The following is a 20,749-nucleotide window of genomic DNA, read 5'->3' on the forward strand; positions in this document are numbered from 1 at the left end:
CATGATTGCATCCGTGATGATGATCCGTGAATCGACGCCGGGCCGTATCGCGCCGATGCCGAGGGAGGCGCCGATGGGCGCGGCCGGATCATGGTGCGGGGTTCACGATACCGCTCGACAGCCAGGGATAAAGCCGGAGCTTGGGGAAACATGACAACACTTGCCGTTATCGGCTTGGGAACGATGGGTCTTGGCATTGCCCAGACTTATGCCGCCGCGGGCTTTGACATTCTGGTGACCGATGCCGTTCCGACCGCGCGCGACACGGCGCTGACCCGCCTGCGCGACAGCCTGCTGCCCCGTGTCCAGGCCGGCAAGTTGACCGAAGGGGCGATGGAGGCGCTGCTGGGCCGCATCACTGTCGTGCCAGATCCCGGGGCAATGGGCGCTGCCACCCTTGTCATCGAAGCGGTCGTCGAAAAGATCGAGGTGAAACGGGGCCTCTTCGCGGCGCTCGAGGCGGTAATGGCACCAGATGCGGTGCTGGCTACTAACACATCGTCGCTGTCCGTGGCTGGCATAGCCCAAGGACTTGCACGGCCTGAACGGCTGGTTGGCCTGCATTTCTTCAATCCCGCACCTGTCATGAAGCTGGTGGAACTGGTGGCTCATTCCGGCACCGCAGCCGATGCGTTGGCACGGGCGCGGCAGGTGACCGAGGCTGCGGGAAAGACCGTCATCGCCTGCCCCGACCGGCCCGGCTTCATTGTCAACCGCTGTGCCCGCCCCTTCTATGGCGAGGCACTGGCGCTGCTGGAGGAGGGCCGCAGCCCCGCCGAAATCGACGCGGCTATGCAGGCTGCGGGATATCGGCTGGGACCCTTCGCGTTGATCGACTTGGTGGGGGCGGACATCAACCTGGCCGCGACCGAAAGCCTGGCCGCTGCAATGGACGGGCATCCGCGCTATCACGTCTTTGACGCGCTGCAGCGGCAGGTCGCGTCAGGCGATCTGGGTCGCAAGACTGGCAGGGGCTTTGTGCATCCTCAAGCGTCCGCCGCACCGCCGCAGGATGCCGCCGCCATTGCCCTGCGGATCGAGGCCGCCTTGATGAACGAGGCGGGTTGGCTTCTGTCCGAGGGCGGCACAACCACGGAGGGCATAGACACTGCGCTGAAACTTGGTCTCAACTTCCCGCATGGCCCGTTTGAAATTCTGGCGGCGCGAGGCCGTTCCCGCCTGCTGGACAAACTGCACCAACTGGCCGGCGCCGCTCCATACCATCTGCAAGGCCGCTACAGCCCGGCCCCTTTGTTCGAGGAAGCATGACCGCTGCCTATGTCTGCAACTTTATTCGCAAGCCGATTAGTTATACCGCTTCTACTGCAAAACCCGAAAGTTCTCGTGGGTTATGACGCGGAAGTTGTCGGAGACCTTGTCGCGGAATTTTGTCCATTCCTGCGGGATGGTTTCACGCATGAATGCAAGGATGACCGCCTGGTGCGGACGCTCGAGACGCTGGCCCGGGTGCATCGCCAGCACCGCCGGGTGGAATTCGAGGGGGAGGACCACGCCGAGCGCTTCGCCCGGGATCTGAAGGGGCGCTACGGCGAGACGGTCATGGAGCAGATCGCAACTGGCGATGATCGGGCGCTGGCGCTCGACTTCCCCGAGGCTGGACAGCGGCGCGAGATTGCCCGTGCCCTGGTGGCCGCAGCGGAAAGCCACGAAAGCATCGGTCTGTCCCGGCGGCAGGCCGAGCTGGCCAGGGAACGGCTCCTTGCGCGCGAGTACAGCCGTGAAACATCGCAGCACGAACTGCGCCGCAAAGACTTCGATCTCGACCTCTAATACATCCCATCCATGATCGGTTGCTGCTCCGCCGCTGAGCTTCGATGCTTGAGGCGGTTAACGCTGAAAGGAGAGCCGGCTCAGTTTTGAGTGGAAATTAATATCATGAGGCAACAGAAAGCTTACGATAAGTATGAGAAGAATAGCTTCTCAGAATTTTTCTGCTTTCCTTGCAGCGGGTTCACGGATTCTTCATACCTTCCTGCCATTTTTTTTACAATCGACACACAAGTGATGGTCAAGGACAAGCAATGCGCCGAACAATGAATGCCAAGACATTAAACGAATATCTGACACCAGCCCATACTACGATCATGTTGTGTAGAGCGCATGCAGACCACTTTGCACTTTCCCACGAAGAGCTCAACGACGCCGAGTGGCAAATCGAGATGCTTATGGTGGAACTTGACGAATTAAAAAACCGCATGAAGGCCGGTATTATCGTACCGCTCAAAGCCTGCAATGACGTCCAGTTCGTGGGCGCCGTTTAGCGGCTGTCCTCTACCAAGATCCCGGATGCACCCTGAGTCTGGCGGCCTCTTGCGAGGGTTACGGGATGAGTATGTTGTGCAGCCTCTTCATCGTAAGGCTACGCCGAGGTCACATCCTGCATCATTTCCCGGTCGAGCGTCAGGTCCGCCACGATCTTCTTCAGCTGGCTGTTCTCGTCTTCAAGCGCCTTCAATCGGCGCATCTCGTCAGGCAGCAACCCGCCATACCGTTTCTTCCAGTTGAAGGAGGTCGCCTGGCTGATCCCGGCCTTGCGGCAGATCTCCGCAACCGGTGTGCCTTCCTCGCCTTGCTTCAGGATGAACGCCTTCTGGGCCTCGGTGAACTTCGATGCCTTCATCGTCTTCAGCTCCTCTCCCAGCCAAGGAAGGTTAGCCGAAAACTCCAGTTTCAAACGGTCCAGTTTTCAGGGGGCAGAGCACATAGATCATCAGATACAAGGGGCTTGCTCATGGTCCTTCAACGCAGGAGCAGCGGTTTTTTTAGACGCTCTTAGAACCTGCTGGATGCAGGATGTGAGGAAGGTTTGGTATCCTAGGAATGCCTTGAAAACACGCCTCACGCCATTGCGAAAGATCAGTAACCCTTTCATCTCCATCTTCAATAGCCTCCTTATTTATTAAATTTGGCGGCGACCACAGTTCGCATAGCATATTGAAGGCAGAAGGCAATCCATAAAGATATCCTTGGAATGCGTCTGCTCCAGAACTTTCTGCCATCTGCGCCTGCTCCGATGTCTCTATGCCTTCAACCACAACATTTCCACAAACCGCACGGCTTAAAGAAACTACCGAGTTAAAAAAGTTCTTTCGACTCTGACTTTGACTAGCAGATCGAAGTAGGCTTCCATCAATCTTTATAGAGTCAAATTCAGTTGCAGTCAGGTAGCTGATCGCTGAGAAACCTGTTCCGAAATCATCAAGAGCAACCTTAATACCAGCCAATCGGATTTCTTTTATTCGGTCAAGGATTGCTTGCTGATTGCGGATCATGACATTTTCTGTAAGTTCGATTTCAACTCTGTCAGTTGCTACACTTGTGCGTTCAAGACGCAGGAGGAAGTCTGACACAAAGTCCGGCTTCATGAGCTGAAGTGGTGAGACATTGATGCTCGCGCAAACGGCCTGAGTGGTTGCGAGATCCGCGAGCACCTTGTCAATAATAATCCACCCTAGTTCTGAGATCAGCCCTGTTCGCTCGGCAACGCGAATGAACTGGTCAGGGCCTACAGGACCAAGGACGGGGTTTGTCCAGCGGGCAAGAGCCTCTACTCGCAACAGCCCTTTGCCATTCGCAGGCATGATTGGTTGATAAACAACACAGAACTCATCGGGATTGCGAAGAGCCCCACGTAGCGCCTGCTCGAGAAGGAGGGTCGATTTGTCCGCAAGATCCATGTCGATGTCATAAACCCCTACACGCTCGTCCAACGCCGATTTTCCACGCCGAAGCGCCAAATCAGCCTTTCGGAGCGTTTCCTCGACGTGTTCGCCACGAACATGCGTAGCGATGCCTGCCGAGAAGCTAAGATGAACGCTCTCCCCACGAACTTTCACCGGCTTGGAGCAGCGCATTTCAAGGATTGCGAGGAATGCCTGTGCTCGCTCCGCAGCTCCAGAGCCGCGCACGATGGCGCAAAACTCATCCCCCCCAAGGCGTGAAACGAAGGTCGAGGGATCTGCACACCGCTGAAGCCTCTCCGAGAAGTCACGAAGGATGCAGTCGCCGACAGCATGCCCAAATACGTCGTTGGTCTGCTTGAGCCGGTCAAGGTCCATCATGACGAGTGCAAACTCCCCCGTCATGTCTGTTGGCTCCTTCTGGACCGCTTCATTGAACGACAGCCGGTTTGGCAAACTAGTAAGGGCATCAGTCCGAGCGAGCTCTCTAGCTTCCACCTCACGCAGGATGAGTTGTCGCGCGTTTTTGTGAACTAGCCAGGTTGCCAGAGCAGCTAGTGCCACAAAGGCTGTAGCAACGATTGCTATGACAGGAGCCAGTTGTCCTATCAAAGCACTGCCAGGCTGAGCAGCTTTCCACGTGAGATACAGGGTATTACTACCAGTGATATCCGGCAGCGGTATCGTGAGGTAGCCTGGCTTTGGGTTAGGAGTAATCTGGAGGTCACTAATGCCCGCGTCCTGCTCTATGATAGCCAAGTCTCGGCCTGAAAGATGGCGGCCAATCATCGTTACTGCAGCCGCCTTAATGGTTTCGCGGGTAACAGCTTGATCGGGGTCCGGAAGCAAGTAAGAGGCCGTTACTATTACCGCTCGCCCGCCTTCTACAGCGAAGAAGTCTACAGATGGCCGAGTCTGATCTTGCGCCTCTAGAGCCATTAGCGCAAAGGCTACGGTCTCGGCAGAAAAAATCAGCCCGCCTGGGCTACGGCTGCCATTTTCAATCCATGATATGGGGCGTTTAAAAGGCCCACCAAACATCAAGGCAAGCTCAAAAATTTCTCCTTGGTTGGCCGTTATGCCATAGTTGTTTGCGATAAATGCGATATCACCGCGCCATGCAGCGGCATAGACATCGGTCCAGTTGTTGTAGTCTTTAGAGAATAGGCGCACGTGGGTCTGGAGAGAAGCCAAACCTTCTTTAACCCTCTCTTGGCTGTTAGAGGCAGCGCCCGCATCAAGGCGAGAGGCGATCTGCTGGAAAGTATAAAGAACGCTTCCGGCACAAATGAGCACGCCAATTAGCATGAAAAATAGAATCTGTCTCGGCAAATGGTAAGGTTTTGGCTGTGAAGTCATTACATGTACTCGTCTAAAACCAATCTAGGATCCCGATAAGGTTGAAATCCCAGTACCTGAACCACACGATAATCACAGGTGAGTTCAGTCCCCTTTTTTATATTTCGAGCGGCCGCCATTGTATGGCCATGATCGCTTAGCGTTGCGTCATCCGCGTGATTCATGAAGTAATCACCGTCACATCCGAGCACGAAGTGCTTTTGGTTCGGGTACCACTGAGCGTGATTGATTACATCGTTTCTTCTTTGGAAAGTCAGGTTCCTGAAGTCGTCGAGGGTGATGACGAGATCCCGCTGAGAGTTATAACGCCATATGAGATCGCCGCGGCGGAGATCGATTGCAGAAAAAACTCCCATCCCATGGATGTCGCTTTGGGCGATGTAGTGCGGGATAAGAAGCATCAGCCTGTCAGTCCTTGTAGACAAGAATGGCGCACAACGCGAAAAAACCTGCAACGCAGTCGCGAACAGACAGGGTTTCGCGGAAGATAAGAAGACTCATCAAGAAAAGCGCGAGGATGGTGCCTGTGCTATAAATGATGCCGATTTGTGCCAATGATTGGGTCTTCATCAGGTGCATCCAGCCAAATGCTGGTAAGGCGTAAAGAATCAAGCCGGCAAAGAGCTGTGGCGATAGGAAATGTTCCTTGTCAGATGCAAGCTTCAACACGTAGTCACCGATAATTGTTGCTACAGTTATTGCTGTGATAATAACAATCTGATTCATATGGGTTCGCCTGATTCGGGATCCGAAATTTCAGATCTTTACTGACATTAAGTTCAGCACATCAAAGTTAATATGAAGTTAAAGCCACCGCTCTACGAAGGCGACCAGTTGTGACGTGTGCCGGCATGGTTTCACTGCTCCTTGAGGTCTGCCTGCGGCGAGATCGATCTGTGTCCGCATATATGTGAGCAGACGGGGGGCATCGGGCTGACGTAGCGCCGATGTGGGGTGCTACACCCGACCTTGCGGAAATGATGGCGGAGATACTGTGCTGCTGGCGTTGCAGGACTCCAGGATTGCAGTCACGGACCCACACCTCACCGCAGCGCCGGAGCCATACCGCTGGGAGACAACGCATCCTCCACATGCGTTGCGAGCGGCCTCCTCGCCCCATCTCAACGGAAAGGGCCCTGATAAAGACGGTTGCTAAACCTTATCGAGGCATGGCAGCCTCGCTCGGCTCATGGAAATTTCATATCTTGATGGTTTCCGTTAACCTTTCAGTAACTAGATTATTGTACATTCAAGACGTGTAAGCGGAGGACCTATGAGCAATTGTGTCACACCCTATGAGGCCTTTCATGCTAATCTTTCTGCTGCGGGTACGACATTAATGCTCTGCCGAGCAAACCTCCGCTCTCTGAATCTTTCCCAAGCAGAAACTGCGAAAACATTATGGAAAATTGAGCGCCAGATTTGTGAATTGGAAGCCATGTATCTGGAACTTAGAGACCATTCTGGAGGAGACAAATGCCTTAGCGCCCAAGAAAAACTTCGCCTCAAGTCTATCGATTGAGGATCATTTTTTCCTACCAAGAGTCACCGCCAGATTTCCACCGCCTGCCTGAGTTTGGACTGATCGGCTAAGGCACGTGCATAACGACGTGGTTAACGAGGTGTCTTATGCAGGGCTTCCGGTAATTAGTTCAAGATTTCATTTTTGCATCAATGCAGTTGTGTCGTTGTACACGAAGTTTGGAACGGTTTTTCGACGGTCTTATCCTAACAGGCACTTTTGGGGATGTCTGAAGCGAACATTATGGGAAGCGGAATGCCGCGGCTTTGCAATTCAGGAGCAGGAATTGCGAACAGCACCTTGTCTCCCCTTATCAGCGATCCTGATCCGCAATGCGCGCCTCACCTGCCTGGGTTGTCACGTGGTATTTCTCCTCGATCAGTTCGGACCGCAGCAGGGCGTTGATGTCACGCTTCAGCGCGGCCCTTTTGTCGTTCGTCAGATACACCGAGCGTGCCAGCGCAATGAATTCCACATCGAATTGGACAGCAGCCTCCTTGGCGCGGATGTCGTCTTCGATCTGCCACAACTCCAGGTTCACACAGCGTAGGCCATTGACCAAGGCCGCAAGGTCTGGCTGCGGCAGGACAGGCGCTGCAACATTGCGCAGCAAGACAAGCTCGCGGTTCACATTGGCGCGAGCGGCAGGGTCGGGGATGCGGGTGGCCTTGATTTCCAGGATGGTGATCTTGTCCAGAAGCTCGCCCCAGGACACGGGCGCAAGCGGCGCAGGACGGAACTTGGAGGTCATGTTTATCCACTTTCTGTAGGGCACCTCGATTTTTGACATTTTCCGGTCGCGGGTCGCGGGTCGCGGGCTTGGCGGCTTGAAATGGTCGTGATGCCGCCCGTCAGTGCCCTTGTGCGCTACGGGGTCTTTGATGCTTTCCCTGTCGCGGGCGGCGTTTCGTGCCGCACGACTTGATTTCCGCGCCCCTGGGTTAGCCCGGGCACGGGTTCAGGCGGCTCAGCTGGCCGAAGCGGCGCATGTTGTAAGCGAGGTTCTTCATCCCGATCTTCGCCTTCGCCCGCACCAAGCCGATCGTGCGCACCAGCGTGCCGCCCATGTCGTTGGTCTGCGCGCCGAAGACATGCTCGACCCGGGCACGCACCGTGGATTTGGTCCGGTTGCTGCTCTTGGCCTGTTCGGTCAGCGGCTTGCCGCGCTTGCCCTTGCGGTGGATGTGGCTCCTCAGCTTCATGCCGCGCAGCTTGGCTTCCATCTCCTCGGACCGATAGGCCGGATCAGCCCAGACACCCGCGCCGGTATTGCCCCGCGTCAGCAGGTGGTCCACCGCTTGACTGTCATGCAGGGCGGCATCGCTGACATGGTAACGTCTTACCAGCTTGTGCTTCCTGTCCATGTTCACATGGTTCTTGTAGCCATAGTGGGATTTCCCCTGCTTCTTGGTCCAGCGGGCATCAACGTCCTTCTGGCTGCGCTTGGCGGGCTTGTTCGCCCAATCCTCGGGCGCCTCGCCGTTCTTGATCGCCCGGTTTTCATCCCGCGTATTGTGGTTCTTCGGCACCGGCACGATGGAGGCATCCAGGATCTGTCCGCCCCGCGCGATGTAGCCCTGCCGCGCAAGATAGCCGTCGAACTGCTTGAACAGCGCCTCGACCAAGCCTGCCTGCGCCAGCCCCTCGCGATAAAGCCAGACGGTCTTGGCATCGGGCACCCGGTCCTCCAGCCCCAGACCAAGGAACCGTCCTGGCCGACAGCCGGTCGCGCACCGGATACTCGATCTGGTCGTCGGACAGGTTGTAGAGCGCGCCCAGGACCAGTGTCTTGAACATCAGCACGGCGTCCATAGGCTTGCGCCCGGCACGTGACTTCCGCTCCGCATCTGGCTTGCGCCAAACCCGCTCCAGCGTCGGGCGGAACTCCTCCCACGGCACAACGGTGTCAATCTCGACCAAGGGGTCCTTCTTGGCGTCCAAGCTCGCATAGCGGTCCGAAAGATCGAAGAAACCCATCTGTGCCATCGTTACGCCCCAAGCAGCCGATCACCCCCGTTCATACCGCAGCAACACGCGCCGGGCAATTTTTCGAGGTGCCCTGTAGTCTGAACCCGGAGCAGGCGGTCCAATGCCGCGCCTACCCTGTCGATTACGCTCGTCCAATCGCCCGGAGCGGACTGACGCCAGACGTGCATTGTTGGATACCAGGGGGTGGATGTGGCCGCGGTGGGCCAGCGCCAGTCCGGGTCGTGCTGGGCCAGCAGCCACACTGGCCGTTGCAGGATCCCGGCCAGGTGGGCGATCATTGTATCCACTGTGACGACAAGCGCCGATCCGGCAACAAGCTGCGCGGTTTGCAGGATATCCAGCGGGCAGCCGTCTGGGTTCAGAACCGGCAGCGCGGTCGGCCGTGGCATCAGGGACAGCGCCGGGCCTGTGCAGAAGGGCGCAAACATGGCCTCGGGCACGGACCGCCCGGCATCCCATTCGCCCGTGGCCCAGCACAGCGCAACCGTGCCGGGCGGCAGCCGGGCGGGCACGGTAACGTCCAAGGCAGGCATGGGCGCATCGGACGGGCAGGCGCGCAAAGCAAGCGGCAGTTCCATGATCTCGATGTCGCAATCCTGCGGCGGCAGGGGACGGGCCACGTCGAAAGGGACCAGCCGGTCGATGCCGTCCCGTCCATCTGGCGGCCGTTCTGGATCAGGTCCGTGCCTCGCCCGGCCGCTATGCGGTGGTGGGCATCCCCTGCTTCATCAAGGCCGTCCACTTGGCCCGCGCGCAGGACCCGGTGTTGGAGGAACGGATCACGCATATGCTGGGCCTGTTCTGCGGACACATGAAAAGCGCGCGTTTCGTCGAAAGTTTCGCCTGGCAGTTGGGCGCGGACCACGATCGGGTGCGCGCGGTCGAATACCGGCTGAAGGACGCCAATCGCCCGGCGAACTGGTACACCGCGCATCTGACGCTGGACGACGGCAGCACCGTGCAGAACGAATGGTTCCATCTGGCAGATGGCGATTGGGGCGCGGGATTCTTTCAGAACTCTGCCTGCAATTTCTGCGACGACGTGGTGGCGGAAACGGCCGATGTCAGCTTTGGCGACGCCTGGGTGGAACCCTATTCCTCGGACGGACGGGGCACCAATGTGGTGGTGGTCCGCGCGCCCCTGATCCAGCGTCTTATCGATGAGGCGAGGGCCGATGGTTGGCTGGGGCTTGAGCCGGTCGATGCCGATTTCGTGGCAGCCACGCAGGCCGCAGGCTTCCGCCAGCGTCGCGAGGGACTGGCCTATCGCCTGACCTGGGCCAGGCGGGGCATCCGTCCGATCAAGCGTGTCGCGCCATCGGCGGCAGGGATCGGGTGGCGCAGGAGGCTGGTCTATCGCACCCGCGCCGCGATCAGCCGCGGCTCTCACCGGATGGCACGGCTGGCCGCGGCAACCGGCCGCCCGCAGATCTATGTCGGTTGGGCAAGGCAGGTCTATGTGGTCTATGAAGGCTTGACCTACTGCCGCGGCAGGCTTGCCCCGTTGTTCGACCGGATCGAGCGGATAGCAACATGGCGGCGCAATGGCACCCGCCTGCCCTAGCGGCTTGTGAACTGGCTTGCCGGATAGGCCATATGCAGGCGCGGTGCGCTTGCCTTGTCCGAAAACAGGAACAGCTCGTTTACCAAAAAACGAATATTGCAGATCCTTCATGACAACCTTCGGTTGTCCATTTGGACAAGTTGCCGCAAAGGTCATCTTCCGGCATACCCTGTTCTATCAGCCGAGCGGCACCTGTGTTGTGTTTCCGAGTTCCTGCCGCTCGGCTGGAGACATTTCCCTGAATCAAGGGCCAGCAGCATCGCGCAAGGCGTTGTTCATTCGGGTTTGCCGACCTGGCCCACTCGCCTTGAACCGGGCCATGATGTCCCGGGCCAAACACGGGGATACGGTGATCCAACCGTCGCTCTCCGCTATCGCCCCGGAATACCGACGTCGCTGCCAGCGGCCAGGTTGGCAGAAGCAACGTCTGATGCCCTGGGCCTGCTTCCCTGCAGACAGCAAAGCCCGTGGTGGTGGCGGACGTCACGGGCACCCTGCCATATCCCTAAGGTGGGAACGATGCGGGTCTTGGCAGCGTTTCTACAGGGAACGCATTGAGAAGGAGGTTCTCTCATGGGCGAACTGACCGATAAGACCAAGGCTGCAGGCAACAAGATCGCAGGCAGCATCAAGGACGGCATTGGCGAGGCCACCAACAATCCTCGCCTGGAAACCGAAGGTGAGGCTCAGAAGGCCAAGGGCACGGCCCAGGATGTGTCTGGCACCATCAAGGGCAAGCTCGGCAACGAGATCTGATCCCGACGTAGCAGGATAAGGGAAAGGCCCGCAGCACGCGGGCCTTTTTCATACCAGGCGACAAAGAGGGCTTTGGCCGCGCAGTCAGCTTGCCTTCTGGCGCTTGCGCAAGATGCTCAGCGCGCCCAGCCCTGCCATCATCAGAAACCCTGCCGCAGGCAGCGGAACCGGCGCCGGATCGGTTGGCGCATCAGCAATCATCTGTGAGACCGATGCACTTCCCGAGGTGACGCGGAAGAACATGAAAAGGCTGGTCTTTGCGCCGGTCAGGATCGTGTCGCTGCGCACGCCGCCGAACGATTGAGGGTTCCAGCCATAGCCAAAATCACCGCCGTCATTCGCATAGACAGTGTTGAACGCGCGGGCCTGGGGCATGCAGGCCCAGGACTGCGGGCAGAGCGTATCCGAAAAGCCATAGCTGTAGGAGAAGGATCCGTCGGTGCTTCCCGGCGTGATCTTGAATGCCCCTTGCTCACGGGCAAAATCGAAGACGATCCAATCATTCTGTTTCATCTGAACGGCATTGACGGTCGCGGCCGAAGCCACCCCGGCAAGGGAGGCGAAAGAGAAAATGGCGGCGGCAAGAAGAGATTTCATGGCAAACTCGAACTCGGGAAAGGCCCCTTTGGGGAGGCAAACAAGGTGACTGTCAGAATCGCGCTCTGGTTGAACCAGGCAGGACGTATCTACGCTTTTGCCGATGGCACCGTCTATTGTCTTATTGGTCAACTTGGGCAGGCATCCCGGATAGTCGTCATTCGTGTTTTCGGAACCTCTCTCACCTCCGAAGGCCGCGCCATAAGCGCGTCATGGGCGGAAAAATGGCAAGGGCACAGGGCCAATGGTCGCAAGCCGAAGCACACCGGCCCCGCAGACAATCAAGCCTTCCGCAGCCTCTTTATCGCAATGTCTGTCCAGATGCGTTGAACCGTCATCTCGATCTCATCTGCCATCGCGTCATAGCAGCCAAACGCCAGTTTCAGGCCGTCCGGCGCAGTTACGACCATCGTGTCGAGATGCTGCTCACCGTGAGCAAGGCAGGTGCTTACCCACCAGTAAAGATGTGCGTTGATGGTGTCTTGGCCGGAAGTCTTGCCGCCTTGGATGGCAACCTGATTGTCGCTCAAATAGCTGACAGGCGTGTTGGTCATCTGTTCTCGCCCTCTTGGTGTCGCCCGATCCACGGGACGACTGTGAAAACTGAGCAGTTCAGAACGTCAATTTACCCGACCCGTCGCTTTCCACCGAAATAGGATGGCAGGATCAGTACGTGCATGATGTGCAAAAGACTCATTTTTGTCTATTCTTATTTGATCCCTTTGCGAATGGAGTTGAGGATAGGGATCGCGAACGCGGTCCCGCGCTGATCGACTGCTTCCTGCCGCTGGCTGCTGCTTCGGTGTCCGGATCAGCGATCTGCCAAGCATCCAGATGCAGAAGACGGTTCTACGCTTCCTTTGGGGGAGGAGCATCTGACGGATACGGTGCCGCCTTAAACCACTTTTCATTGAACAGCCGTATTGCAGCCCGCGCTGCATCTTGATCGCTAAATCCAGGCGTCCACCGGGCCAGATCGCCCAGCATCATCTTGGTAATGACGCCATAGAGATAGGTATGGCTGATCGCACGCAACATGGTCAGATCTTCCTCTGGAGCCAGGTAGCCTTCGCCCTGCGCGCGTTGGAAGATTTTGAAGACGAGATCGTGGATCGACTGTTCATACTGCAAAAGGCGCGGATTGACCTCAAACAAGGCGGCGGGCATTTGGCCGATAAGGCGGAACTCGTGCGGGTAAAGACGCGCCCAGTCGATATAGGCATTGGCCACGGCTTCCAGTTGAAGAACCGGCGAGGACGACGAACAGCGACAAATCTGATCGGTGATCATGTGCAGCAGCCGCAGCAGGGCCGTATCGGCCATGGCCCCAAGAAGATAGTTCCTGTTGGGAACAAAGGCTTTCAGCGTTTCCTTCTTAATCCCCAGAGTTTTGGCTACCGCCTTGAGACGGGGAGGCTCACCCGTTTCAGCGGCAAGGCGGCTGGCTGCGGTAACGGCGGCCGACAACAGGTGTTGTCCGGGCTGAAGGGTAATGGCCATAAGGTTCAGTGAATGATCACGCGCAAGGTTTCGCGGCTTTGCATAAAGCGCGCGGCGAAAACAAGAAATCGAAATCTTTCCTTTCCTGTCCATCAAGCCAGACCGGTTGTCCCTGTCAGCTTGAACCGCGAGGATCGAGCACTGGTCTGTGATGGGCCGGTTTAACGGTAGCGTGGTCCGAGCAAGACTTTCCACGGCACCGGTTCCCTTTGCGACGCCATGTGTTTGCCAAGGCCGGCTATGCCGGGATAAGGTGAAGGCAACGCGCAGGGGCGCGGCGACTGGACACCCGAGATCATCAAGCGTTCCGACACTGCGAAAGAGAGGGAGGTCTGGACGCGTCGACGGGTCGTCGAGCAGACATTCGCACAGTTCGGGCAATGCCGCAGGTTGGCAAAGGACTGGAGCAATCGATGGAAAGCTCAACGGCCTGGTCCTGATCGCAAGGATCAGGCTCATGGCACCGCGTCTCGCAAGAGACTGCGATTTTGCATGAGCCATCAGGTCGGGCTTTCAGTCCAGCCAAGTGCCCGTCCGTCAGTTGTCGTCAGAAGGCGAAGCTCATGCCGACAAGCAGGTCGAAGGTCTTGAACCTGCCGTCGAAGCTCTCGTCAGCCGGGCCTTCGAACCTGTCCGACTCCGTCTGGAACCAGCGTCCCTCGGCAAAAAGGCTCATGTTTGGGTTCACCTTGTAGCCCACGCCGCCGATCAACTGGTAGGCAAGCAGCCCGTCACCGTCGAAATCCTGGCCGCCGGCGCTCTTTTCCACATTGGCCGCGCCGATGCCGGCGCCGAGATAGGGCTGGACCGCCCCCGTCGGACCCATGCTGTCGAACATGTAGAGCGCGTTGACCATGAGGGATTTGGACGAGGTATCGCCGTCGGTCCGGTCGCCCTCGAGCCGGTCCCTGACGGTGAAGTCGGCCTTGCGATAGGCGTATTCAAGTTCGACCGCGAGGTTCGGCATGACAGTGGCGCCGACCGCAATGCCCAGGGTGTAGCCCGTGTCATGGTCGAAGCTTGGAAGGGCGATCTGCTCCCCTTCCTCGAAGAGCGTCGTATCCAGGTCTGACGGCCAGGTCGCGCCTCCGAAGCCCTTGATGTAGCCGTTCTCCAGCGAAAATGCCTGAGCCGACGCCAACCCGGCGCTCCCGGCCAGTGCGGCAATCGCAAATGCTGCGCTCATAGGTGCCTGTCTCATGGTCCCCTCCTTTCCGTGTTCATCGCCCGGAGTTGATTTTACACCACCTGCGATCAATCTGTTAACCAATTTGCAAGGGCGCAGCGGACTGAAATAGAGCGAGATTTCCGCTTGGGCGCCACTTGATCGCAGCAGCGCCATCCCGCATTCTCGCGCGACGGTCGCGTGGCCGGAAAGAAGAAAGGCTGCGGACATGGACGATCATACGGTCCATGGCGCCGGCCCGGATTGAAGGCGAACCCTCGACGGCCTGATCGCGGCGGCCATGGTATCGCTGGAAAGCTCAAGGCCCTGGATCCTGATCGCAAGCATTCGGCTCAGGACATGAGGTATCGCAAGATACTGGGATTCAGCATATCTTTGAGGCGGGCTATTACCTGTTTGGAGTTTGGCGGCGTTGCTGGTCCTCTTGCCTTTGTTGCCCACCTCCGTCGCTAATCAGGTGAACTGGGGCGTCTTCGATTTCCTCTTTGCCGCCCTGCTGATCGGCAGCCTTGGGCTCGGGTGGGAAGTAATCCTGAGAACGACACGTCATCGCTTCTGGCGAGCGGTTCTTGTCTTGGCCGTGCTTGCGACGGTTCTGTTGATCTGGGCCGAGCTTGCCGTGGGCATCATCAGCTGACCGCAGATCCCTGTCACCTGCTTCCATCTTGCCAAGCGGGATAATGAATGTATATACTAGAGCGTATAAACAGGAATTGCATCATGCCTCACATCGCCAAGGTGTTCCGTTCCGGCAATTCTCAAGCTGTCCGGCTGCCCCGGGACTTTCGCCTTGACGTGAGCGAGGTCGAAATTTCGCGTGAGGGGGATGCGCTGATTTTGCGTCCAAAGCCCTCGGAAGACCAGCCTTGGGCCTCATTGCGCGCGGCGATCGATCGTGGCTTTAGCAAAGATTTCCTGGCATGCGGCCGGCAGCAGCCCGCAGCGCAGCAGCGTCCGGAGCTTGACCACCTTTTTACATGATCCAATACCTGCTCGACACGAATGCAGTGATTGCTCTGGTCGGTCACCGATCCCCCAAGCTGCTTGCGCGCATAGAGGCGTCCGAACGAGGTACGCTCGCCATTTCAGCAATCGTGGCACATGAGCTTTGGTATGGCGCCTACCGCAGCCAGAAGGTCGCCTTCAACCTGGAAACCTTGCGATTGCTTTTCGCTGATCTCCCGATCTTGGACATCGACCCCGAGGATGCACGCGTCGCCGGTGAAATTCGGGCAGAACTTGCCCGGCAAGGCACTCCCATAGGGCCTTATGATGTGGTGATTGCGGGTCAAGCCAAAGCACGGGGTCTGACGCTGGTAACAAACAACATGGGCGAGTTCCGGCGCGTCACCGGCTTGATGCATGAAGACTGGACCATCGACTGAGACCTGGCACTACTTTGGCAGTCTGTCGGGAACGACTGTGACTGACACGCATTCTGCTACCGGCATGGGATAGAAGGGTCAGCGCCGATGACACTGGAAGGACGTTGGCGGACAGATCTCGAACGTTGGCTTGAGCCGTTTATGTCGGTCTTGTCGCATCCGGCGCGTCGGCGGATCTGTCCGATTGATGTGGCGAGGCTGATCGGTCCCGGGCGAACGCAAAAGCATGTAGCCCCTGACGATGAGAGTGGGTGATGTTGGCTATGACCAACTGCACCACTTCGTTGCGGTCGGGTGTGGGAGGCCGAGCCTCAGGAGACTGCGCTGCTGGCCAAGGATATGGGCAAAAGTTGGTGACGCGTAATCAGGCAGCGGCTTGAAGTTGGCGGAGGCCATCAACAGAGCCGCGCTGATATGATACCGATCTCTGCCAATTTACACAGTTCATAAGAATAGAAGGGCCGCAGATGCGACCCTTCGGACTTACCAGCTTGTCAGCACGGATCCTTCGTATTTCTCGTCGATGAAGGCCTTCACCTTGGCGCTGTGATAGGCCTCGACCAGCTTTTTCGCCCAAGGCTGGCCTTCGTCGCCCTTGCGCACCACGATGATGTTCACATAGGGGCTGTCGGCCTTTTCCATCGCAATGGTGTCGGAATTGGGGTTCAGCCCCGCCGCAAGCGCATAGTTGGTGTTGATGACCGAGGCATCCGTGTCGGCCAGCGACCGGGGCAGTTGCGCCGCGTCCAGTTCCAGGAACTGCAGATCCTTGGGGTTCTCGGTGATGTCCAGGGGGGTGGGTACCAGGCCCGTGCCCTCGGCCAGGGTCAGCAGGCCCAGATCCTGCAGGATCAAGAGCGCGCGGCCGCCATTGGTCGGGTCGTTGGGGAGACCGATCTTGGCGCCTTCTGGCAGGGCGTCGAGGCTTTCCAGCTTGTCGGAATAGATGCCCATCGGCGTGGTGATGGTGGTGCCGATCTCGACCAGGTCGAAGCCGCGGTCCTTGATCTGGTTTTCCAGATAGGGGCGGTGCTGGAAGCTGTTGGCCTGGATGTCGCCGTCGGCAAGCGCGGTGTTCGGGATCACGTAGTCGGAAAACTCGACCACCTCGATATTGAGGCCCATGGGCTGGGCCACCTTGGCGACCTCTTCCATGATCTCGGCATGTTCGCCGGGCGAGACGCCGACCTTGATGTCTTCGGCCATCGCGGCCGCAGCGGACAGTGCCAGGGCGGAAGTCAGGGTAACAAGACGCAGCATCGGATGATTCCTTTCTTGTCTGCGAAGAAAATCTCAGCGGCCCCGGTTGCGGGGCGCGCGCTTGTCGAAGCGGGCGGCGATCCATTCGCCCAGCGACTGGACCAATTGCACCAGCACGATCAGGATCACCACCACGGCCGCCATCACCTCGGGCATGAAGCGTTGGTATCCGTATCGGATGCCCAGATCGCCCAGGCCTTCGCCGCCGACCGCGCCGACCATGGCGGAATAGCCGATCAGGCTGACCACGGCCAGCGTCAGGCCAAGCGCGATGCCGGGCCGGGCCTCTCGGACCAGGACCTTTGTGATGATCTGCATGGGGGTTGCGCCCATGGCGCGGGCGGCCTCGATCAGGCCGGCATCGACCTCTCGGATGGCGTTTTCCACAAGGCGCGCGATGAAGGGGATCGCGGCAAGGGTCAGGGGCACGATGGCCGCGTTGGTGCCGATGGACGTGCCGACGATGGCGCGGGTTAGCGGGATGATCGCCACGACCAGGATGATGAAGGGCACGGACCGCGTGGCGTTCACCACCAGGCCCAGCATCTTGTTCAGCCAGGGCGCCGACAGCAGTTCGCCCCGCTGCGAGGTCGCCAGGAACACCCCCAGCGGCAGGCCGAAGACCATGCCCAGCACGGTGGATGCCGCAACCATGTAGAGCGTTTGCAGCGTCGCTTCCCAAAGAAGCCAGATCAGGTTAGCGGACATGGCCCAGCACTTCGGTCAGAAGCCCGTGTTGTTCCAGATAGGCCCGTGCTTCGGCGCCCCGCGCTGCATCGACGGAAATCAGCAGGTTGCCGAAGGGATGGGGCCCGACCTCCTCGATCGCGCCGGCTAGGATGTTGGAGGCGATGCCCTTTTCGACGGCAAGCCTGGACAGCATCGGGTCGGTGGCGTGGTTTCCGGCGAAGGTCACGCGGATCACCTCCTCGGACGGGCCGTCGGGGCGGTTCTCGAGCAGCCGCCCGGCGATGAAGGCGGGCAGCGTTAGCCCGGTCACGCCGCCCAGGAAGGACCGCGTGGTCGGATGGGTAGGCCTTGTGAAGATGTCGTAGGTCGGGCCGGATTCCACGATCCGGCCCCCTTCGATCACCGCCATGTGGCTGGCGATGTCGCGCACCACGGCCATTTCATGGGTGATCAGCAGGATCGTCAGCCCCAAGTCGCGGTTGATGTCGGCCAGCAGCCGCAGCACCGTCTGCGTGGTCTCGGGATCAAGCGCGCTTGTTGCCTCGTCGGACAAGAGCACCTTGGGGCTTGTGGCAAGCGCCCGGGCGATGCCCACCCGCTGCTTCTGCCCGCCCGAGAGTTCCGCCGGATAGCGTCCGGCCAACCCATCCAGCCCGACGCGGGCGATCAGATCCGCGACACGCGCGCGGATTTGCGCGGGCGGCGTGCCGGCGATTTCCAGCGGCAGGGCGATATTGCCCGACACCGTGCGCGAAGCCAGCAGGTTAAAATGCTGAAAGATCATCCCGACCTCGCGCCGGATCGCGCGCAGGGCGCCGCCTTGCGCCCGGCCCACGTCATGTCCCGCCACGGTGACGGTGCCGGCGGTCGGGCGTTCCAGCCCGTTCACCATCCGCAAAAGCGTCGATTTCCCCGCCCCCGACCGGCCGATGATGCCGCAGATCGCGCCCGATTCGACGGTCAGCGTCACATCGTCAAGCGCGCTGATCAGGCTGCCGCCCGGCCCTGCAAAGGCCTTGCCGACCCCCTCGAGGCTGATTGCCGCGCCTGCGGCTGTCCTGCCGGTCATCCGTTTCGTCCTTGCCGGTTCGTCCGCCCCCGGACGGGTTGCCCCAATCGGGGGTGGGACGCAAGGTGGGGCGGTGAATCGGCGACCGCAGGCGCGGGATCATGCGCGCCTGCGAAACATCTCTTGGGGGCCCGTCACCGACCTTGGGAATGCTGGCGCTTCATGCCCGTAGGCAAGGGCCGCCCTTTTCGGCGCGGCTTCAAAAGAAACCGGACCAGCATCACCATCGGCATACCGACAAGCAGCCCTACCCAGCCCCCCGCCACATAACCCAAAGCAATCCCCCAGAACGACGCCTCCCAAAGCCACAGGACGATCGCGCCCGCAAAGGATCCGGCCAGGATCAGCATCAGCGCTAAGACGATCATGGCGCCGCCGGACGGAAAGGGCGGCTTGCGCCTTGCAGGTATGGGGCCATCGGCAAAGGCGCGTTGATCTTTTCTGACAAGCAGGAATTCATCTCATGGTAGAAAAATTTTTAGAATCGTCAACCTATGATTATAACCTTGATGCGAGCAGTTCCCTAAGATTGCAGCCATTTATTGATGGTTCGTTAAAATCGCTTCCTGATCACAAAAACCCTTGTAGGTGTTCCGCCCGACCTGCGCTTTCCCTGCGCGCTTCTGGTGTATCCTTTAGGATCGCGGCCAATGCGTGCCTGAATATCCCACCCTTCTGCTGATCCTGGGGATCAAGGGGTAGCCCGAACTGGCCGTGGGCGGATCTCACAGCCATGCGGGCTGGGTGATGTTCACCACCGTAGCGCTTGGCATTATCACGGTCGCGCGGTGGGCAAGCTGGATCAACGGCGCGCCCGCCCCGCCCCGCCTTGGGGCCCCTTGCCGCTCCTGCGCCGCGACCCGGTGGCGGCCCTCATCCTGTCCTTTGCGGTCTTCATGCTGACCGCTGTCCTGGCCCCGGCGATCAGCGAAAACCCGGCAATGCTCTATCCGGTCCTGGTGATCCGGCTTGCTGCTGCCATGGCCTTGGTCTGGCCGGCACTGCGGGGCATCATCTGACGGATCCTTTCCCGCTGGATTGGGCGCGGATGTGGGCGTCGACCTGATATGGGTGGTGATTCCGTGGCGTCATCCGACACGGCCCCACGGCGCGCTGACCGGGGAATGGCGGCGCTGTCGTTCGTCCTTGGCGGCATCGTAACCGTGGCCCCTGGTTCTTCTGGTGGAGGATTTTCTCTTCTGCGACTCCCTAGAATCCCGACTGCCTGGCGCGAGTCCCAACGCGCTTTCCTCCCTGTATCGCAGCGTACTGGCAATGCGGGTCACGGCCGCATTGTTGGTCGCTCTGCACGACCGTTGGGCCGAAGCTTTCGTCGCAGGACCGGCCTTCTCCTTTCTGGTTCGCCGCAGCGGCCGGATCGCGGATGCCATCGCCGCCTATGCCGCGGCAAACCTGATCGTCTTTGCCAGGGCAGTGGCAACCGGAAACCTAGGGATCATCTGATTGCAATTCTATCTTTCTGGGCTTATCTAGCCAGATAGCTGGACAGGTAATACGATGTGGACCCTTCAGGATGCCAAGAACCGCTTTTCCGCTGTGGTCGATGCGGCCTTGGCCGGGCACCCTCAGCAGGTGACCCGCCGGGGCAAGCTGGCCGTGGTGGTGCTATCGGCCGCCGAATACGACCGGATGCGCCAGGCAGGCCAGGATCAGCGCGGCAGTTTCCTGCACCATCTGCTGGATTTTCCAGGGCTGGAGGATGAGGCACGCCCGCAGGCGCGCCCGCGCGATGTCGATTTCTGAATGCTGATCCTGGACACGAACGTGATCTCGGCCCTGCGTCGGCCGGATCGCAGTCCGCGCGTCGTGGCCTTTCTGGCCTCCCAGCCTGACGACAGCCTGTTCCTGTCGGTCATCACCCTGGGCGAGATCGAGCGCGGCATCATCCGCCAGGAAAGCCGCAATCCGGGCTTTGCCGCCGACCTGCGCGCCTGGGTCAATCGCACCCAGGCCCTGTTCCAGGATCGCCTGTTGCCCTTTGGCGCGGCCGAGGCGCGCGTCTGGGGGGCCTTGTCCGCGCGGATCGGGCATGATGGGGCCGATCTGCAGATCGCGGCGACTGCGCTTGTCCATGATGCAACGGTTGTCACCGGCAATGCCGCCGATTTCCGCCCCACCGGCTGCCGGATCCGGGATCCGTTTGCCTGAAG

27 protein-coding genes and 3 pseudogenes are annotated in these 20,749 nt (G+C 59.3%); 14 read left to right on the top strand and 16 right to left on the bottom strand.

The features are described from left to right. Positions 1–150 precede the first annotated feature (150 nt). The 3 genes from Q5701_RS17210 to Q5701_RS17220 all read left to right on the top strand — a co-directional run bounded on the left by Q5701_RS17210 (position 151) and on the right by Q5701_RS17220 (position 2,282). The gene (locus Q5701_RS17210; protein WP_306752211.1) at positions 151–1,269 is read left to right on the top strand and encodes a 3-hydroxyacyl-CoA dehydrogenase; all 1,119 of its coding nucleotides are present in this window, start codon (positions 151–153) and stop codon (positions 1,267–1,269) included. A 75-nt stretch (positions 1,270–1,344) separates the two neighbouring features. Beyond that, positions 1,345–1,791 carry a hypothetical protein gene (locus Q5701_RS17215; protein WP_306752212.1) on the top strand — a complete coding sequence of 149 codons (447 nt, stop codon included), beginning with the start codon at positions 1,345–1,347 and terminating at the stop codon, positions 1,789–1,791. A gap of 251 nt (positions 1,792–2,042) precedes the next feature. Then, positions 2,043–2,282: a hypothetical protein gene (locus Q5701_RS17220; RefSeq protein WP_306752213.1), complete on the top strand. Its 240-nt coding sequence runs from the start codon at positions 2,043–2,045 to the stop codon at positions 2,280–2,282. A gap of 110 nt (positions 2,283–2,392) precedes the next feature. On the opposite strand, the pseudogene Q5701_RS17225 reads toward Q5701_RS17220, so the two are convergent. The 4 genes and pseudogenes from Q5701_RS17225 to Q5701_RS17240 form a co-directional block, all read right to left on the bottom strand. Next, positions 2,393–2,641, bottom strand: a pseudogene (locus Q5701_RS17225) (transposase); the annotation flags it as partial. A gap of 142 nt (positions 2,642–2,783) precedes the next feature. Then, a complete protein-coding gene (locus tag Q5701_RS17230; protein WP_306752214.1) occupies positions 2,784–5,060 on the bottom strand; it encodes a putative bifunctional diguanylate cyclase/phosphodiesterase in 2,277 nt (758 codons plus the stop codon). Further along, on the bottom strand, positions 5,060–5,461 hold the full coding sequence (locus Q5701_RS17235; RefSeq protein ID WP_306752215.1) for an SET domain-containing protein-lysine N-methyltransferase: 402 nt from the start codon (positions 5,459–5,461) through the stop codon (positions 5,060–5,062). The genes Q5701_RS17230 and Q5701_RS17235 overlap by 1 nt, the downstream gene beginning before the upstream one ends. Before the next feature lie 7 nt (positions 5,462–5,468). After that, positions 5,469–5,786 (bottom strand): hypothetical protein, encoded by a 318-nt coding sequence (locus Q5701_RS17240; RefSeq protein WP_306752216.1) that lies wholly within the window; start codon positions 5,784–5,786, stop codon positions 5,469–5,471. A gap of 547 nt (positions 5,787–6,333) precedes the next feature. Here Q5701_RS17240 and Q5701_RS17245 point away from each other — a divergent pair. After that, complete coding sequence (locus Q5701_RS17245; protein WP_306752217.1) at positions 6,334–6,582, top strand: hypothetical protein; 249 nt, start codon at positions 6,334–6,336, stop codon at positions 6,580–6,582. A 313-nt stretch (positions 6,583–6,895) separates the two neighbouring features. Here the strand turns inward: Q5701_RS17245 and Q5701_RS17250 are convergent, their stop codons facing one another. The 3 genes and pseudogenes from Q5701_RS17250 to Q5701_RS17260 all read right to left on the bottom strand — a co-directional run bounded on the left by Q5701_RS17250 (position 6,896) and on the right by Q5701_RS17260 (position 9,191). Beyond that, positions 6,896–7,333 carry a hypothetical protein gene (locus Q5701_RS17250; RefSeq protein WP_306752218.1) on the bottom strand — a complete coding sequence of 146 codons (438 nt, stop codon included), beginning with the start codon at positions 7,331–7,333 and terminating at the stop codon, positions 6,896–6,898. A 190-nt stretch (positions 7,334–7,523) separates the two neighbouring features. Further along, positions 7,524–8,568: pseudogene (locus Q5701_RS17255) on the bottom strand (IS5 family transposase). 2 nt (positions 8,569–8,570) lie between these two features. Beyond that, on the bottom strand, positions 8,571–9,191 hold the full coding sequence (locus Q5701_RS17260; protein ID WP_306752219.1) for a glycosyltransferase family 9 protein: 621 nt from the start codon (positions 9,189–9,191) through the stop codon (positions 8,571–8,573). Between the two features lie 86 nt (positions 9,192–9,277). Here Q5701_RS17260 and Q5701_RS17265 point away from each other — a divergent pair, with 86 nt between their 5' ends. Further along, positions 9,278–10,135 carry a Coenzyme F420 hydrogenase/dehydrogenase, beta subunit C-terminal domain gene (locus Q5701_RS17265; RefSeq protein WP_306752220.1) on the top strand — a complete coding sequence of 286 codons (858 nt, stop codon included), beginning with the start codon at positions 9,278–9,280 and terminating at the stop codon, positions 10,133–10,135. A gap of 243 nt (positions 10,136–10,378) precedes the next feature. Here the strand turns inward: Q5701_RS17265 and Q5701_RS17270 are convergent, their stop codons facing one another. Beyond that, positions 10,379–10,597, bottom strand: a complete 219-nt coding sequence (locus Q5701_RS17270; RefSeq protein ID WP_306752221.1) for a BrnA antitoxin family protein — start codon at positions 10,595–10,597, stop codon at positions 10,379–10,381. 111 nt (positions 10,598–10,708) lie between these two features. Between Q5701_RS17270 and Q5701_RS17275 the strand changes: the two genes are divergently transcribed. After that, on the top strand, positions 10,709–10,891 hold the full coding sequence (locus Q5701_RS17275) for a CsbD family protein (RefSeq protein ID WP_306752222.1): 183 nt from the start codon (positions 10,709–10,711) through the stop codon (positions 10,889–10,891). A gap of 84 nt (positions 10,892–10,975) precedes the next feature. Here the strand turns inward: Q5701_RS17275 and Q5701_RS17280 are convergent, their stop codons facing one another. From Q5701_RS17280 to Q5701_RS17290, 3 genes are all read right to left on the bottom strand, one after another. After that, positions 10,976–11,620: a VPLPA-CTERM sorting domain-containing protein gene (locus Q5701_RS17280; protein WP_306752223.1), complete on the bottom strand. Its 645-nt coding sequence runs from the start codon at positions 11,618–11,620 to the stop codon at positions 10,976–10,978. A 149-nt stretch (positions 11,621–11,769) separates the two neighbouring features. Beyond that, positions 11,770–12,042 (bottom strand): hypothetical protein, encoded by a 273-nt coding sequence (locus Q5701_RS17285; protein WP_306752224.1) that lies wholly within the window; start codon positions 12,040–12,042, stop codon positions 11,770–11,772. Between the two features lie 295 nt (positions 12,043–12,337). Continuing rightward, positions 12,338–13,081 (bottom strand): WHG domain-containing protein, encoded by a 744-nt coding sequence (locus Q5701_RS17290; RefSeq protein WP_507185108.1) that lies wholly within the window; start codon positions 13,079–13,081, stop codon positions 12,338–12,340. A 101-nt stretch (positions 13,082–13,182) separates the two neighbouring features. Here Q5701_RS17290 and Q5701_RS17295 point away from each other — a divergent pair. Next, positions 13,183–13,484 (top strand): annotated as a pseudogene (locus Q5701_RS17295) (transposase); the annotation flags it as partial. Positions 13,485–13,535: 51 nt separating this feature from the next. Here the strand turns inward: Q5701_RS17295 and Q5701_RS17300 are convergent. Beyond that, on the bottom strand, positions 13,536–14,384 hold the full coding sequence (locus tag Q5701_RS17300; RefSeq protein WP_306752226.1) for an outer membrane protein: 849 nt from the start codon (positions 14,382–14,384) through the stop codon (positions 13,536–13,538). Positions 14,385–14,577: 193 nt separating this feature from the next. Between Q5701_RS17300 and Q5701_RS17305 the strand changes: the two genes are divergently transcribed. From Q5701_RS17305 to Q5701_RS17315, 3 genes are all read left to right on the top strand, one after another. Continuing rightward, positions 14,578–14,811 (top strand): hypothetical protein, encoded by a 234-nt coding sequence (locus tag Q5701_RS17305; protein ID WP_306752227.1) that lies wholly within the window; start codon positions 14,578–14,580, stop codon positions 14,809–14,811. Positions 14,812–14,894: 83 nt separating this feature from the next. Next, positions 14,895–15,155 carry an antitoxin gene (locus Q5701_RS17310; protein WP_306752228.1) on the top strand — a complete coding sequence of 87 codons (261 nt, stop codon included), beginning with the start codon at positions 14,895–14,897 and terminating at the stop codon, positions 15,153–15,155. After that, entirely contained in the window at positions 15,152–15,559 is a 408-nt protein-coding gene (locus Q5701_RS17315) for a type II toxin-antitoxin system VapC family toxin (RefSeq protein ID WP_306752229.1), read from the top strand. Before Q5701_RS17310 ends, Q5701_RS17315 begins: the two co-directional genes overlap by 4 nt. A gap of 483 nt (positions 15,560–16,042) precedes the next feature. Here Q5701_RS17315 and Q5701_RS17320 read toward each other — a convergent pair whose 3' ends face one another. The 4 genes from Q5701_RS17320 to Q5701_RS17335 form a co-directional block, all read right to left on the bottom strand. Further along, positions 16,043–16,819: a MetQ/NlpA family ABC transporter substrate-binding protein gene (locus tag Q5701_RS17320; RefSeq protein ID WP_306752230.1), complete on the bottom strand. Its 777-nt coding sequence runs from the start codon at positions 16,817–16,819 to the stop codon at positions 16,043–16,045. 33 nt (positions 16,820–16,852) lie between these two features. Beyond that, positions 16,853–17,527: a methionine ABC transporter permease gene (locus tag Q5701_RS17325; protein WP_306752231.1), complete on the bottom strand. Its 675-nt coding sequence runs from the start codon at positions 17,525–17,527 to the stop codon at positions 16,853–16,855. Beyond that, positions 17,517–18,578 carry a methionine ABC transporter ATP-binding protein gene (locus Q5701_RS17330; protein ID WP_306752232.1) on the bottom strand — a complete coding sequence of 354 codons (1,062 nt, stop codon included), beginning with the start codon at positions 18,576–18,578 and terminating at the stop codon, positions 17,517–17,519. Before Q5701_RS17330 ends, Q5701_RS17325 begins: the two co-directional genes overlap by 11 nt. Before the next feature lie 134 nt (positions 18,579–18,712). Further along, positions 18,713–18,946, bottom strand: a complete 234-nt coding sequence (locus Q5701_RS17335; protein WP_306752233.1) for a hypothetical protein — start codon at positions 18,944–18,946, stop codon at positions 18,713–18,715. Between the two features lie 420 nt (positions 18,947–19,366). Between Q5701_RS17335 and Q5701_RS17340 the strand changes: the two genes are divergently transcribed. The 4 genes from Q5701_RS17340 to Q5701_RS17355 all read left to right on the top strand — a co-directional run bounded on the left by Q5701_RS17340 (position 19,367) and on the right by Q5701_RS17355 (position 20,747). Further along, a complete protein-coding gene (locus tag Q5701_RS17340; RefSeq protein ID WP_306752234.1) occupies positions 19,367–19,597 on the top strand; it encodes a hypothetical protein in 231 nt (76 codons plus the stop codon). Positions 19,598–19,874: 277 nt separating this feature from the next. Further along, complete coding sequence (locus Q5701_RS17345; RefSeq protein WP_306752235.1) at positions 19,875–20,042, top strand: hypothetical protein; 168 nt, start codon at positions 19,875–19,877, stop codon at positions 20,040–20,042. A 54-nt stretch (positions 20,043–20,096) separates the two neighbouring features. Further along, positions 20,097–20,342, top strand: a complete 246-nt coding sequence (locus Q5701_RS17350; RefSeq protein WP_306752236.1) for a type II toxin-antitoxin system Phd/YefM family antitoxin — start codon at positions 20,097–20,099, stop codon at positions 20,340–20,342. Further along, positions 20,343–20,747 (top strand): type II toxin-antitoxin system VapC family toxin, encoded by a 405-nt coding sequence (locus Q5701_RS17355; protein WP_306752237.1) that lies wholly within the window; start codon positions 20,343–20,345, stop codon positions 20,745–20,747. Positions 20,748–20,749: the final 2 nt, after the last annotated feature.

The sequence above is a fragment of the Paracoccus actinidiae genome, assembly GCF_030863885.1.
Taxonomy (GTDB): Bacteria; Pseudomonadota; Alphaproteobacteria; order Rhodobacterales; family Rhodobacteraceae; genus Paracoccus; species Paracoccus everestensis.